The sequence below is a fragment of the Janthinobacterium sp. genome, from assembly GCF_031995485.1.
Taxonomy (GTDB): domain Bacteria; phylum Pseudomonadota; class Gammaproteobacteria; order Burkholderiales; family Burkholderiaceae_D; genus Janthinobacterium.
In genome coordinates, this window is the sequence record NZ_DAMAGB010000033.1 from 41899 (window position 1) to 56563 (window position 14665).

At 61.6% G+C, this 14665-nt stretch carries 13 protein-coding genes; 8 read left to right on the forward strand and 5 right to left on the reverse strand.

The window, feature by feature from the left end; genetic code table 11:
- Positions 1–11 precede the first annotated feature (11 nt).
- Together RTQ46_RS17790 and RTQ46_RS17795 are read right to left on the reverse strand one after the other, a co-directional pair.
- Positions 12–893 carry a CheR family methyltransferase gene (locus tag RTQ46_RS17790; RefSeq protein WP_312438656.1) on the reverse strand — a complete coding sequence of 294 codons (882 nt, stop codon included), beginning with the start codon at positions 891–893 and terminating at the stop codon, positions 12–14.
- The gene (locus tag RTQ46_RS17795; RefSeq protein ID WP_312438658.1) at positions 893–4372 is read right to left on the reverse strand and encodes a response regulator; all 3480 of its coding nucleotides are present in this window, start codon (positions 4370–4372) and stop codon (positions 893–895) included. The genes RTQ46_RS17790 and RTQ46_RS17795 overlap by 1 nt, the downstream gene beginning before the upstream one ends.
- A gap of 330 nt (positions 4373–4702) precedes the next feature.
- On the opposite strand from RTQ46_RS17795, the gene RTQ46_RS17800 reads away from it, so the two are divergent.
- Positions 4703–4924 carry a hypothetical protein gene (locus tag RTQ46_RS17800; RefSeq protein WP_312438659.1) on the forward strand — a complete coding sequence of 74 codons (222 nt, stop codon included), beginning with the start codon at positions 4703–4705 and terminating at the stop codon, positions 4922–4924.
- A gap of 75 nt (positions 4925–4999) precedes the next feature.
- On the opposite strand, the gene RTQ46_RS17805 is transcribed toward RTQ46_RS17800, so the two are convergent.
- Positions 5000–6346, reverse strand: a complete 1347-nt coding sequence (locus tag RTQ46_RS17805; RefSeq protein WP_312438661.1) for an MFS transporter — start codon at positions 6344–6346, stop codon at positions 5000–5002.
- A gap of 240 nt (positions 6347–6586) precedes the next feature.
- On the opposite strand from RTQ46_RS17805, the gene cyoA reads away from it, so the two are divergent.
- The 7 genes from cyoA (at position 6587) to RTQ46_RS17840 (ending at position 13394) form a co-directional block, all read left to right on the forward strand.
- Entirely contained in the window at positions 6587–7570 is a 984-nt protein-coding gene (cyoA, locus tag RTQ46_RS17810; RefSeq protein ID WP_312438662.1) for a ubiquinol oxidase subunit II, read from the forward strand.
- A gap of 90 nt (positions 7571–7660) precedes the next feature.
- Positions 7661–9664, forward strand: coding sequence for a cytochrome o ubiquinol oxidase subunit I (gene cyoB, locus RTQ46_RS17815; protein WP_312438663.1), 2004 nt, complete (start codon positions 7661–7663; stop codon positions 9662–9664).
- Positions 9657–10292: a cytochrome o ubiquinol oxidase subunit III gene (cyoC, locus tag RTQ46_RS17820; RefSeq protein ID WP_312438664.1), complete on the forward strand. Its 636-nt coding sequence runs from the start codon at positions 9657–9659 to the stop codon at positions 10290–10292. Before cyoB ends, cyoC begins: the two co-directional genes overlap by 8 nt.
- Positions 10289–10693: a cytochrome o ubiquinol oxidase subunit IV gene (gene cyoD / locus RTQ46_RS17825; protein WP_312438665.1), complete on the forward strand. Its 405-nt coding sequence runs from the start codon at positions 10289–10291 to the stop codon at positions 10691–10693. The genes cyoC and cyoD overlap by 4 nt, the downstream gene beginning before the upstream one ends.
- Positions 10690–11514, forward strand: coding sequence for an SURF1 family protein (locus RTQ46_RS17830; protein WP_312438666.1), 825 nt, complete (start codon positions 10690–10692; stop codon positions 11512–11514). Before cyoD ends, RTQ46_RS17830 begins: the two co-directional genes overlap by 4 nt.
- A complete protein-coding gene (locus RTQ46_RS17835) occupies positions 11498–12847 on the forward strand; it encodes an ATP-binding protein (protein WP_312438667.1) in 1350 nt (449 codons plus the stop codon). Before RTQ46_RS17830 ends, RTQ46_RS17835 begins: the two co-directional genes overlap by 17 nt.
- Positions 12837–13394, forward strand: a complete 558-nt coding sequence (locus RTQ46_RS17840; protein ID WP_312438668.1) for a response regulator transcription factor — start codon at positions 12837–12839, stop codon at positions 13392–13394. Before RTQ46_RS17835 ends, RTQ46_RS17840 begins: the two co-directional genes overlap by 11 nt.
- Before the next feature lie 58 nt (positions 13395–13452).
- On the opposite strand, the gene RTQ46_RS17845 is transcribed toward RTQ46_RS17840, so the two are convergent.
- Together RTQ46_RS17845 and RTQ46_RS17850 are read right to left on the reverse strand one after the other, a co-directional pair.
- The gene (locus RTQ46_RS17845; RefSeq protein ID WP_312438669.1) at positions 13453–13941 is read right to left on the reverse strand and encodes a GNAT family N-acetyltransferase; all 489 of its coding nucleotides are present in this window, start codon (positions 13939–13941) and stop codon (positions 13453–13455) included.
- On the reverse strand, positions 13938–14579 hold the full coding sequence (locus tag RTQ46_RS17850; RefSeq protein ID WP_312438670.1) for a hypothetical protein: 642 nt from the start codon (positions 14577–14579) through the stop codon (positions 13938–13940). The genes RTQ46_RS17845 and RTQ46_RS17850 overlap by 4 nt, the downstream gene beginning before the upstream one ends.
- Positions 14580–14665: the final 86 nt, after the last annotated feature.

Genomic DNA, 14665 nt, shown 5'->3' on the forward strand with positions numbered 1-14665 from the left:
ACCTGGTCTCGCTAGTTTTGCTGCTCTGATTGGCGCGGCTTGGGCCGCGTCTCTGATCGTTGGGCGCTCAGTGCGGAGCGCTTGCGGTATAGTTTTTCCGGTCCCGGCTGCTGTTCGAATTCGCTGGCAAATGCGCTGAAATTGGTGCTTTCCTTGCTGCCCAACCCCAGGAAGCCGCGATGGCACAGCGATTCATGGAACAGCCCCAGTGCCCGGTCCTGCAAGGTTTTGTTGAAATAGATAAGCACATTGCGGCAGCAGACCAGCTGCGTTTCCGCAAACACGCTGTCGGTGGCCAGGCTGTGGTCGGCAAAGTTGATGCGGTCGAGCAGGCGCGCGTCGAAGCGGGCCGTGGCGTGCTCCACGGTGTAGTACTCTTCCAGGCTGCCCAGGCCGCCCGCGGCCGTGTAATTGGCACCGTACTGCTCCATATTCAATAGCGGATACACGCCCAGGCGGGCCTTGTCGAGCACCAGCGGATTGATGTCGGTGGCATAGATCAGGCTGCGTTCGAGCATGCCTTCCTCGTGCAGGATGATGGCCAGCGACAAGGCCTCCTCGCCGGTGCAGCAGCCGGCTACCCAGATCTTTGGCGAAGGATAGGTCCTGAGCACCGGCACCACCTGCTCGCGCAGCGCCAGGAAAAACTCCGGGTCGCGGAACATCTGCGTGACCGGCACGGTCAGCATCTGCAGCAGCTGGCCGAAGGCGCCCGCGTCTTTCAGCACGCGCTGGCGCAGTTCGTCCAGGCTGGCGCAATGCAGGCGGTCCAGCGCATGGTTCAGGCGGCGGCGCTGCGATGGCGCGGAATAATCACGGAAGTCGTAGCTGTAGCGCTGGTAGATGGCATCCATCAGCGACTGCAGCTGGGCGTCCGTGTAGTCGATCGCCATCAGATCCGTTCCATCTTCGGCATCCACACGCGCAGCAGCGAGTACAGGCGGTCGAGGTCGATCGGCTTGGCCAGGTAGTCCGACGCGCCGGCCTGCAGGCATTCCTCCTGGTCGTTCTTCATGGCCTTGGCGGTAATGGCGATGATCGGCAGCTTGGTGTAGCGGCCATCGGCGCGGATCTGGCGCGTCGCTTCCAGGCCGTCCATGCCGGGCATCATCACGTCCATCAGCACCAGGTCGATATCTTCCACGCTGTTGAGCTTGCTGATCGCTTCAAAGCCGTTGCGGCCGATTTCCACCACCACGCCTTTCTGTTCCAGCGCATTGGTCAGCGCAAAGATATTGCGCACATCGTCGTCCACCAGCAGGATCTTGCGGCCTTCGAACACGCGCTCGCGGCTGCGCACCTGCTGCAGCATGCCCTGGCGTTCGGTCGACAGTTCGGACTCCACCTTGTGCAGGAACAGCGTGACTTCGTCGAGCAGGCGCTCGGGCGAACGGGCACCCTTGATGATGATCGAGCGCGAATACTTCATCAGGTCGGCTTCTTCTTCGCGGCTCAGGTTGCGGCCGGTGTAGACGATCACGGGCGGGAACGAGCACAGCTCTTCGTGTTCCATGCGTTCCAGCAATTCGTTGCCCTGGATATCAGGCAGCTTCAGGTCGATGATCATGCAGTCGAAAATCTGCGTCTTCAGCAAGTCCAGCGCTTCTTCGCCCAGCGCCACGGCCGTGATTTCCACGTCCTCGTCGCTGATCAGGTGCACCACGCTTTCGCGCTGGCGTTCGTCATCCTCGACCAGCAGGATGCGTTTCATCTTCTGCGTGAATTTCGATTCGAGCTTGACGAATACTTCCTTCAACTGTTCGCGCGTGCGCGGCTTGGTGGCATAACCGATCGCGCCCAGCTGCATGGCCGCCTGCACCTGGTCATTGCCCGAGACGATATGCACGGGAATATGGCGGGTCAGCGGGTTTTCCTTGAGTTTTTGCAGCACCGACAGGCCCGGGCGATCCGGCAAACCCATGTCGAGCAGGATGGCGTCGGGCAAGAATTGTTCCGCCAGGCGCAGGCCTTCCTCGGCGCCGTGCGCCACCAGGCAGCGGTATTGCATTTCATGCGCCAGGTCGAACAGGATGCCGGCAAACGCCGGTTCATCCTCGATCACCAGCACCGAGCGCTGGCCTTTGCTGGCAACCGGCGTGCTTTCGCGGTCATCCTTGAAGGTGGCCACCGGTACCGGCTTGGGCGCCGGCATGGCGGCAATCGCCGCCGAATTCGACTTGATATGGGCCGGCTTCGGCGTTGGCGCTGTGTCCGCAGGCGCCGCGCGTTCCTTCCATTCCAGCGGCAGCACCAGGGTAAACGTGCTGCCATGGCCTGGCGTGCTGGACAATTCGATGGTGCCGCCCAGCAAGGTCGCCAGGTCGCGCGAGATCGACAGGCCCAGGCCCGTGCCGCCATAGCGGCGGCTGGTGGTGCCATCGGCCTGGTGGAAGGCGTCGAAGACTTTTTGCTGCTGGTCGTCGGCAATGCCAATGCCGGAATCCTGTACCTGGAAGCGCACATGGCCGGCCGCGTCGGCCGACACGGTGACGCTGACCGCGCCCGTATCGGTAAACTTGATGGCGTTCGACAGCAGGTTTTTCAGGATCTGTTCCAGGCGCTGGCGGTCGCTGACGAATGACGGCGGCGTATCGGGCGTGACGGTGACGGCAAACTCGAGTTTCTTCTGCTGTGCCTGGGCGCCGAACATCATCTTCATGCTGCTCAGCAGTTCGCCGAACGGCACGCTTTCCGGCGTCAGATCCAGCTTGCCCGCTTCGACCTTGGAGATATCGAGAATATCGTTGATCAGCGTCAGGAGGTCATTGCCGGCCGAATAGATGGTCTGCGCAAACGTGACCTGCTCCTGGGTGAGGTTGCCACCGCTGTTGTCGGCCAGCAGCTTGGACAGGATCAGCGAGCTGTTCAACGGCGTGCGCAGCTCGTGCGACATATTGGCCAGGAACTCGGACTTGTAGCGGCTGGCGCGCTGCAGCTCTTCGGCGCGCGCTTCGAGCTGGTCGTGCGCCTGTCCGATGGCAACGTTCTTCTGGTCCAGCGCCAGGGCCTGCACGGCCAGCTGTTCGTTCGACTGTTCCAGCGCCGCTTTTTGCTCTTCCAGGTGGAATTGCGACTGCTCCAGCACGCGCGACTGTTCGCCCAGCTCTTCGTTGGCCGTGCGCAGTTCTTCCTGCTGCACTTCCAGTTCCTCGTTCAGTTGCTGGGTTTCTTCCAGCACATTCTGCAAACGCTGGCGGTACAGCGCCGCTTCCAGCGAGGTGCCGACGTTGGCAGCGATCAGGCGCAGCAGTTCCAGTTCGCGGTGGGCGACCGGACGGGTAAAGCCCAGTTCGATCACGCCGTTGACGGCGCCATCGTTGTTGACGGGCGTGAGCACCAGTTCCAGCGGCGCGCCCTGGCCCAGGCTGGACGTGACGGTCAGGTAATTGTCCGGCACCTGCCTGATATGCTTGAGCTTTTTCTCGCGCGCCGTCTCGCCGACCAGGCCTTCGCCCGGCTTGAACACATGTTTGTCCTGGATTTGCTGGTCGCTGAAACCATAGACGGCCGTGCGGCGCAGGCTGCCGTCGTCTTCCGTCACGTAAATCGTGGCCACCGCCACATCGAGGCGCCGGGCCAGGAAGTCCAATACCTGGCGTCCCAGCTGGGGCAGGGCCAGCTGGCCGCTGGTGTAGTCCGCCAGTTCGGTCTGGCCGGTGCGCAGCCAGGCCTGTTCCTGCAGTACCTCGTTGTCCTTGCCGCGCTGTTCAAGCGCCGCATTATAGATGTCGGACAGGCGCAGCAGTTCGCGCCGGCCCATGAATGCCAGCAGTCCCGACAGTCCCAGGCTCAGGATCAGAAACACCACCACCGCCAGCATGGTACGGCCCTCGGCAGTATCGCTGCGCTCCTGGCGCAGACGCTGTTCCAGGCCCAGGAACGAGAGGAATTCGCGGCGGATTTCGTCGAATTCGAGCTTGCCTTCACCCTGGCGCACGCGCGCCAGGAATTCCTGGTTGTTGCGGCGCTGGGCGATGACCGCTTCGGCATAATCGGTCCACTGGTTCTGCAGCGCGCGGATGCGGCGCAGGCGGTCCTGCTGGATCGGGCTGTCGGACACCAGTTCGAGCAGGGTGGTCATTTCAACGCTGATCTTGGCCTTGCCCGACTTGTACGGCGCCAGGAACGTTTCATCGCCTGTCAGCAGGTAGCCGCGCATGCCCGTTTCCAGGTCCACCGACAGTTTCATTACTTCATTGGCGTTGCCGATCACGCGTTCCGAGTGTTCGACCGAGCGCAGCGCGGATAACAGATAGGCGATCAGGCCTACAAAAGCCAGGGCGGTCAGCACGCCGACCACCAGCGGCAGGGTGACGTTGCGTGCCAGGATGCGGCGGAAACTGAAGGTGTCGATCGGGGTCTTGGTATTCATCGGGTCTGGGGAGGAAAAAACAAGTTGGGCAAGTTTAACTGATAAGCAATATTTCTGAGGCGCAAACGTGCGCAGGCGCTAGCATAGCAGGCCGGCCTGTGCGCACAGGCGCGCACGTCACGGCGGCGATGCAAATGATGTGATTTGGCAATGGATTTTTGCAATGGGATGCCAGGAACCGCGGCGGCGCTGGCAACACTGTACAAGCGCACAGTGGCTTGCAACATGATATGCGCTATCATTTAGGCAACATGACTGAGGATAGCGCGTGCCGCATGCCGGAAAGTCGTTTTCTGCAACCCGGCATCACCAGTCTCAGGTATTACTCATATGGATAACCGTCTTCCCGGCAAGCCACCCCAGCAACATTTTCTGTCGCGTCCCGACGTCGAGACGGCGGCGATAATCGAAACCGGCATCGCCATCCTGCAGCAGCAGGGCCGCAGCGCCGCCGAAGCGTATCTGCGCGAACGCGGCATCGGCATCCATACCCGTTTGCGCGTGCTGTCGGCCAGTGGCTACCGTCGGACGGGCCGCTCCGATACCGCGTGACGCCAGCGCCGGCAGATAAAAAAAGGGCCCGATCAAATCGGGCCCTGTTTATTTGCAACTGTCAGATTAACCTTCTTAGTTGCGGATCTCCAGCGCACGGTTCAGGCTCAGCGCTGCCAGCGAGGCGACGGCGCCCGACAGCAGGTAGAAGCTGACATACGCCAGGCCGAAGTTGGCCGACAGTCCCAGCGCCACCAGCGGAGCGAAACCGGCACCGACCAGCCACGCCAGATCCGACGTCAGGGCGGCACCCGTGTAGCGGAAGCGGGCAGGGAAGTTGGCCGTCACGGCGCCGGCTGCCTGTCCGTACGACAGGCCCAGCAGGCTGAAGCCGATCAGGATGAAGGCATCCTGGCCCATGTTGCCGCCGCCCATCAGGCTGGGAATAAAGGCGCTGAAGATAGCGATCAGCACGGCCAGTGTACCGAGCGTGGTGCGGCGGCCGAAGCGGTCGGCCAGCAGGCCCGACAGCACGATACCGATGGCGGCCAGCACGGCGCCCACCATCTGCACCTGCAGGAAGTCGGAGGCGGCACGGGTCTGGTAGACCGAGACCCACGACAGCGGGAACACGGTCACCAGGTGGAACAGCGCGTAGCTGGCCAGTGCCGCCAGGGCGCCGATCATCACGTTGCGGCCCTGGCCGCGGCTCATTTCAAACACGCTCACCGGCTGCAGTTCGCGCTCGTCGAGCAGTTTCGCGTATTCATTGGTGGACACCAGGCGCAGGCGGGCAAACAGCGCGACCACGTTGATGGCGAACGCCACGTAGAAAGGATAGCGCCAGCCCCAGTCGAGGAATTCTTCGCTGGTCAGGTTGACCAGCATGAACCAGAACAGGCCGCCGGCGATCAGGAAGCCGACCGGTGCGCCCAGTTGGCCCAGCATGGCGTACCAGCCGCGCTTGTGTTCAGGCGCGTTCAGGGCCAGCAGCGACGGCAGGCCGTCCCACGAGCCGCCCAGAGCGACACCCTGGCCGATACGCAGCACGGCCAGCCAGACAATGGCGGCAAAACCCAGGTGCGAATAGGTCGGCAGGAAGGCGATACCGGCGGTCGAGACGCCGAGCAGGAACAGGGCGATGGTCAGCTTGGCGCTGCGCCCGAGCCGGCGCTGGATTTCCATGAAGATCACGGTACCGAACGGGCGGGCGATGAAGGCAAAGGAGAAAATCAGGAAGGCGTATAATGTGCCCTCCAGGCGTTCTTCGAACGGGAAGAACACTTGCGGGAACACCAGCACCGAGGCGATGGCGTAGACAAAAAAGTCAAAATACTCGGATGCGCGGCCGATGATGACACCAACGGCGATCTCGCCGGGATCGATATGGGATTCGACTACGCCGGATCCGCGTGCGTCGCGCAAGGAGTGGGGGGAGAAATCAGCGGGTACTTCACCGCTGTGGATGCGCGTGCTGGACATGATGGGCCTCTTTTTCATAGTTTCGAGTTCGACAACACGTATAACTTACCCCAGGTGTCTCACGCCCGGAGTAGGACTATTCAGACAGTGGCTGTAGGACAACTCCTTTAGTTCTGAATTAAGTCCGATAGAACGCCAGGACAATCACCAGGACAAGGGTAGGACAAAACGTCCAATTGCCATTGTGCTCCAGTAAGAATAAAGTACCATATCTTCATCCCCTGTACTGGACTTTCCTGTATGTTTTCATTAAAAGTTCGTCACGGACTGGCTCTGTTACCCCTCACCTTATTGGCAGGCTGCAATACGGTGGTACTGAATCCGTCCGGTGATATTGCAGTCCAGCAAGGCAATCTGATTGTCATCTCCACGCTGCTGATGCTGCTGATTATCGTTCCGGTAATCGCTCTTACCCTGCTGTTCGCCTGGCGCTACAGAAAAAACAACACCGCGGCCAAATATGAGCCGGACTGGGACCACTCGACACGTCTCGAGCTGATCATCTGGGGCGCGCCCCTGCTGATCATCATCGTGCTGGGCCTGCTGACCTGGATCAGCACCCACACCCTGGACCCTTATCGTCCGCTGAGCCGCATCGACGCCAACCGTCCGATTCCGGAAAGCACCAAGCCGATGATCGTCGAAGTGGTGGCCATGGACTGGAAATGGCTGTTCATCTACCCTGAGCAAGGTATTGCCTCGGTCAATGAGCTGGTCGCACCGATCGATCGTCCGATCCGCTTCAAGATTACCGCGCAGTCGGTGATGAACTCGTTCTTCATTCCGGCGCTGGCAGGTCAGATCTACGCCATGCCGGGCATGGAAACGAAGCTCAACGCCGTCATCAACAAGGTGGGCGTGTACGATGGCTTCTCCGCCAACTACAGCGGCGCCGGCTTCTCGGGCATGCGCTTCAAGTTCCACGGCGTGAGCGATGGTGATTTCGACAAATGGGTATCGACCACCCGTGCAGGCGGCGGCGCATTGAACCGCGACGACTACCTGACACTGGCCCAGCCCAGCGAGCGCGATCCCGTGCGCCGCTACAGCAACGTGCCAGTCGACTTGTACAAGGCCATCCTGAATCGCACCATCGTCTCCGACGCGCTGTGCGTGACGCCGGTCCAGCCATACAAGCTGGCACTGGCAGATAGCCCGGCAGCGTTGGCCGCGCCAGTAGTCGCTGGCAATGCAGTAGTTGAAAAGGGCGTTCAAGCCAAGTAAGCACTGCATGAATCCCGCAGCGCATGCACCACGCACTGCAGATACTGGCGCCGTTTGCCTGGCGCCTCCCTTTTTTCTCTGAGAGTAACAATGCTAGACCATATTGATCTGACGAAGCTTATATTCGGCCGTCTGACTTGGGATGCAATTCCATTTCACGAACCTATCCTGCTGGCGACCTTTGCAGGGGTCGGCCTGGGCGGCATCGCGCTGGTCGCGGCGCTGACGTATTTCCGCGTCTGGGGTACCCTGTGGCGCGACTGGATCACCAGTATCGACCATAAAAAAATCGGTATCATGTACATGATCCTCGGTATCATCATGCTGCTGCGCGGCTTTGCCGACGCGCTGATGATGCGTACCCAGCAGGCCATCGCCTTTGGCGACAATGCCGGCTTCCTGCCGCCGCATCACTACGACCAGATCTTCACCGCCCACGGCGTGATCATGATCTTCTTCGTGGCGATGCCGTTCGTGACGGGCCTGATGAACTACGTGGTGCCACTGCAGATCGGTGCGCGCGACGTGGCTTTCCCGTTCCTCAACAACTTCAGCTTCTGGATGACGACCATGGGCGCCGTGCTGGTGATGGCCTCGCTGTTCGTCGGTGAGTTCGCCCGTACCGGCTGGCTCGCGTATCCGCCGCTGTCCGGCATCGTCGGCAGTCCGGACGTGGGGGTAGACTATTACATCTGGTCCTTGCAGATTGCCGGGGTCGGCACCTTGCTGTCCGGCGTCAACCTGATTGCCACCATCGTCAAGATGCGCGCACCAGGCATGACCTGGATGAAAATGCCGGTATTCACCTGGACCGCGCTGTGCACCAACGTGCTGATCGTCGCCGCTTTCCCTGTGCTGACCGCCGTGCTGGCCATGCTGGCACTGGACCGTACCGCCGGCTTCAACTTCTTCACGACGGAATTGGGCGGCAACGCCATGATGTACGTCAACCTGATCTGGATCTGGGGCCACCCTGAGGTCTACATCCTGGTGCTGCCGATCTTCGGCGTGTTCTCGGAAGTCGTCGCCACGTTCAGCTCGAAGCGCCTGTTCGGCTACGCTTCGATGGTCTACGCGACCTGCGTCATCATGATCCTGTCGTACCTGGTATGGCTGCACCACTTCTTCACCATGGGTTCGGGCGCCAGCGTCAACTCGTTCTTCGGCATCACGACGATGATCATCTCGATCCCGACCGGCGCGAAGATCTTCAACTGGCTGTTTACCATGTACCGCGGCCGCATCCGCTTCGAACTGCCGATGCTGTGGACGATCGGCTTCATGGTTACCTTCACCATCGGCGGCATGACCGGCGTGCTGCTGGCCGTTCCGCCTGCCGACTTCGTGCTGCATAACAGCCTGTTCCTGATCGCCCACTTCCATAACGTGATTATCGGCGGCGTGGTGTTCGGTGTGTTCGCTGCGATCAACTACTGGTTCCCGAAAGCCTTCGGCTTCAAGCTCAACACGTTCTGGGGCAAGTGCTCGTTCTGGTTCTGGTTCGTCGGCTTCTACCTGGCCTTCATGCCGCTGTACGTATTGGGCCTGATGGGCGTGACCCGCCGCATGAATCATTTCACCGATCCATCGCTGCAGATCTGGACCATCATCGCCTGGTTCGGCGCCGTGTCGATCGCGCTGGGCATCGCCTGCATGATCGTGCAGTTCTATGTCAGTTTCCGCAACCGCGCCGCCTTGCGCGACGTGACCGGCGACCCATGGGGCGGCCGTACGCTGGAATGGTCGACTTCGTCGCCACCGCCAGACTACAACTTTGCCTTCACGCCGCAAGTGCATGAACTCGATGCATGGACCGACATGAAGAAACACGGTTACGAGCGTCCGACGTCGGGCTTCACCAAGATCCACATGCCGAAGAACACCTGGGCTGGTTTCGTGGTGTCCGCACTGAGCGCCGTGGTCGGCTTTGGCCTGATCTGGCAAATGTGGCTGGTCGCCGGTATCGGCTTCCTGGCCATGATGGTGGCGATCATCGTCCACACCTTTAACTACAAGCGTGATTATTACATTTCGGCCGACGAAGTCATCCGTACCGAAAACGCTTACACTAAATTGCTGAGCAGCCATGTCTGAAACCATCGTCCATAACACCGGCGCACCTGCCGCCGGAGAGCGCAAGAGCTTCTTTGTGCGCGAGCACCATCCGGAAAACGGCAGCCTGCTGGGTTTCTGGCTCTACCTGATGAGCGATTGCCTGATCTTCGCCTGTCTGTTCGCCACCTATGCGGTGGTGGGCCGCAACTACGCGGACGGCCCGACCGGCGCCGCGCTGTTCGACCTGCCACTGGTGGCCATCAACACGGCCATGCTGCTGCTGTCGTCGATCACCTACGGCTTCGCCATGCTGGCGATGCAGCGCAAGAACCTGGGCACGACCCTGGTCTGGCTGGGCATCACCGGCGTGTTCGGCGTGGCTTTCCTGTCGCTGGAAATGTATGAGTTCATTCACCTGATCCACGAAGGCGCCGGCCCGCAGCGCAGCGCCTTCCTGAGCTCGTTCTTCGCGCTGGTCGGTACCCACGGCCTGCACGTGTTCTTCGGCGTGATCTGGCTCGTGACCTTGATGTTCCAGCTGAACAAGCATGGCCTGACCCCTGAAAACGGCCGCCGCCTGATGTGCCTGTCGCTGTTCTGGCACTTCCTGGACGTGATCTGGATCGGCGTCTTTACCTTTGTCTACCTGATGGGAGTCCTGCCATGAGCGGCCACGATACACACAATGACCACGGTCATGGCCACGACGGCCACTACCATGATGCAGCCGACCATGGCAGCCTGAAAAGCTATGCCATCGGCTTCATCCTGTCGGTGATCCTGACGGCAATTCCGTTCTGGCTGGTGATGAACAAAACCATCACCGACACCGGCACCATGGGCCTGGTCCTGCTGGGCTTTGCTGCGGTGCAGGTGGTGGTACACATGGTGTACTTCCTGCACATGAACAGCAAATCCGAAGGCGGCTGGAACATGATGGCGATGATCTTCACGATCATGATCGTCGTTATCGCGATGGCCGGTTCGCTGTGGGTCATGTACCACATGAACCACAACATGATGCCGAGCATGATGCCTGAAACCATGCACTCGCAATCGGTTCCATGATGAGTCAACCGCGCCCACGCAACACCGGGCGCGCTCCTGGAGCGGCATTTCACCATGCCGCTCCAGGACCACGCGGCAAGGCCGTGCGCTACGCACTGGCCTTGCTTGCGGGGATCGTTTTTGCCGGTTTCTGTGCCCTGGGCACCTGGCAAGTCATGCGTCTGCAATGGAAGCTTGACCTGATCGAGCGCGTCGAACAACGCGTACATGCGCCGGCAACGGCCGCACCTGGACCCGCCCGCTGGGCCAGTGTCACGCAGCAAACGGACGAGTATCGCCATGTGCGCCTCTCCGGTACCTATCTCCCCATACTCAATACCCTGGTGCAAGCGACCACGGAACTCGGCAGCGGCTTCTGGCTGATGACCCCCTTGCGCCAGGCCGATGGCAGCATCGTGCTCGTCAACCGCGGTTTCGTGAAAGACCGCAAGGGCATCGCTGCCAGTACGCCAGCGGGCAACGTTACCATCGAAGGCCTGCTGCGCATTACTGAACCGCACGGCGGCTTTTTGCGCGAAAACGATGCAGCCAAGCAGCTCTGGTATTCGCGCGACGTGGCCGCGATTGCCGCCTCGAACATGCTGGCCAATGTGGCGCCATATTTTGTCGACGCGGCCAAGGCGCAGGAAAGCGCGCCGGACGCGCCGGTTGGCGGTCTGACCGTGATCTCGTTCCACAACAGCCATCTGGTGTATGCGCTGACCTGGTATGCGCTGGCCCTGATGGTGGCTGGCATCAGCTGGTGGATCGTGCGCGAAGAGCGCCGCCGCCGGCGTCCCGCCGCCGCCAACTCTCCCCAGTACCATGCCGGGCAAGATTGACATAGTGCCCAACCGCGAAGTGCTGGAACGCGGCGCGGTGGCGGCCGAGATGGAGCATCCGGCCGGCCACCAGAACATGAAGCTGCTGATCCAGCTGCGCTGGCTGGCCGTGATCGGCCAGATCAGCACGATCTTCGGCGTCGGCGTGGGGCTGGGCATCGCGCTGCCGGTGCCCTACATGCTGGAAGTGCTGTCCTGCCTGATCGCTTTCAACCTTGCCAGCCTGCTGCGCTGGCACGAACGCCAGCCTGTGTCGAACACCGCATTGTTCCTGGCCCTGCTGGTGGACGTGACGGTGCTGACGGCCCAGCTTTATCTCAGCGGCGGCATCAGCAACCCGTTCGCCTTCCTGTATCTGCTGCAGGTGATCCTCAGCGCCGTGCTGCTGGAAGTGTGGTCGACCTGGATCATGGTGGCCATTACCGGCCTGTGCCTGGCTGGCCTGGCCCTGCTGCCCGGCCCCTTGATTTTGCCGATCGACCCCGAGCGCGGCTTTGCCAGCCTGTATGTGCAGGGCCTGCTGATCTGCTTCATGCTGAATGCCGCCTTGCTGGTGATGTTTATTACGCGCATCAACCGCAACCAGCGCGCCGGCGACGCCAAGCTGGCCGATCTGCGCCAGCGCGCGGCCGAAGAGGAACATATTATCCGCATGGGCCTGCTGGCCTCGGGCGCCGCGCACGAGCTGGGCACGCCGCTGGCGACGCTGTCCGTCATCCTCGGCGACTGGCGCCGCATGCCGGAGCTGAGCAGGAATGCCGAAATGCTGGAGGAAATCACCGAAATGCAGGCGCAGCTGCAGCGCTGCAAGGGCATCGTCAGCGGCATCCTATTGTCGGCCGGCGAAGCGCGCGGCGAATCGTCGGTGAAGACCACCATCAACACGTTTCTGAACGACCTGGCCGCCGAGTGGCGCAGCAGCCGCCCGATCCATGCATTCGAGTACGACAACCGCATCGAGCATGACGTGCCGGTGGTATTCGACTCGACCCTGAAACAGACCATCTGCAACGTGCTCGACAATGCTCTGGAAGCGTCGCCCGACTGGCTGCGCTTCGAGGCCACGCGCGAAGCCGATGCGCTGCACCTGATCGTCACCGACGCCGGCCCCGGTTTCGAGCCGTCCATGCTGAACCACCTGGGCAAACCGTACCAGTCCACCAAGGGCAAGCCGGGCAGCGGCCTGGGACTGTTCCTGGTGGTCAACGTGGCGCGCACCCTGGGCGGCACCGTCACGGCACGCAACCGCGTGCAGGGCGGGGCGGCCGTGCACCTGGCGCTGCCGCTGGCGGCCATCAAACTGGAAAGAGAAAGCGACAGCCATGACCACTGACGTGCAGGCAGAGAGCCACGACCGGCTGCTGCTGATTATCGAAGACGACGCCGCCTTTGCGCGCACCCTGGGCCGCTCGTTCGAACGGCGTGGCTACCAGGTGATCCTGGCCACCAACTTCGACGAAGCGAGCGCCTTGCTGGAGCAGCATTGCCCCGACTATGCGGTGGTCGACTTGAAACTGAACGGCAACACGTCCGGCCTGTCGTGCGTGCAGATGCTGCACCAGCACGACCCGGAGATGCTGATCGTCGTGCTGACCGGCTACGCCAGCATCGGCACGGCGGTCGAAGCGATCAAGCTGGGCGCCTGCCAGTACCTGGCCAAGCCGTCCAATACCGACGATATCGAAGCGGCCTTCGGCCACGTGGCCGGCAGCGCCGAGATCGAACTGACCAGCCGCGCCACCAATATCAAGACGCTGGAATGGGAGCGCATCCACGAAATGCTGGCGGAGACGGATTTCAATATTTCGGAAACGGCGCGCCGGCTGGGCATGCACCGGCGCACGCTGGCGAGGAAGCTGGAGAAGCAGCGGGTGAAGTAGAAAGCAAGCCGGGACGTCAGCTTGTGGCGCGCAGCATAAAGCTGGGGTCGAGGTAACGCTAACTACGCACCCACTCCATCTTCTGCACCTGTATATGCGGATGGCTCTCCAGCGGCTCCCATTCGGGCAAGAATACGAATCCCTGCTTCCGGTAAAACGCCGCCGCCCGGCGATTGTCGGGCGACACATCGAGCACCAGCCGCCGGTGCCCGCTGGCCACGGCGCGCTGCTTGACGGCGTCAACCAGCGCGGCCGCTATTCCCATCGCGCGAAACGCAGGCGCTACCCACATGGCCAGCAGATTGCATTCTCCCTTGGCGCTGACGGCATGGGCGGCAATGCCGACCGGCTGTCCAGCCAGATAGGCAAGCAAAAACGCCCGCTCGGCACTGCTGGCCGCGCGGCGCTGCCAGTCTTCATCGAGATAAGCGGCCGCGCTGGCATGGCTGACGCCAAACGCGGTGGGCGCGTCGAGCAGGGCGGCCAGGCGCGTGGCCTTCAGATCCTGCCAGTCGGCAGCTTCGGTGGCGCGAATGACCAGCTTCAATTGAACACGATCGCTGTCTTGTGCTCGATGCTGAGGCGGCATGCCTCGTAGATGGCCAGCCACGCCACCAGTTCGCGGTCCAGGCCGTCTTCGGCTTCCACTCGCGCATTGACGCGCTCGGCTTCTTCATCGCTCAGTTCATCGCCCAGCAGGAAGATGCCCAGCGCGGGCGCGACTGTTACCAGTTCTTCGCGCAGCTTGTAGGACGAGCCCAGCATGCCGCCCAGCAGTTCGTGCCCGTCATCGGCAAAGACGACTTCGTCGAATACCAGCGGAAAATAAAATCCTTCGCAGTCGGAATGGCAGATCAGGTGGCTGTCAAACGTGTCCTGCGCCTCATCGAGCACCGGGTCTTCGCCTGGCTCTTCGCCGTCAGGCAGCGGGGTGGCGCGCCACTGCGCGTCGAGCGCGGCATGGGCGTAGGCGCGGCGCAGGTAATGCAGAAAACTGTAGGGGAACGAGTCGATCAGTGCGCGCGACTGCAGTTCCGGCAGGGTGGCCGGTTCCGCGTGCTGCGGCAGCCCCGCCTGTTTCAGCAGCGCGTTCGCGGTTTCCAGCGAGGCGATCAGGTCTTGCGCGCCTTGCGGGTCGTCCTGTTGCAGTTCGGCGAGGGCGCCGACGGATATTGCCAAACCCATGCGATGATTCCTTTGCTGTGAGCTTTGATAGATAGGTTGATATGTGCGATCCATACTATCATTTCCATAGCAGGATTTTGGCAGCA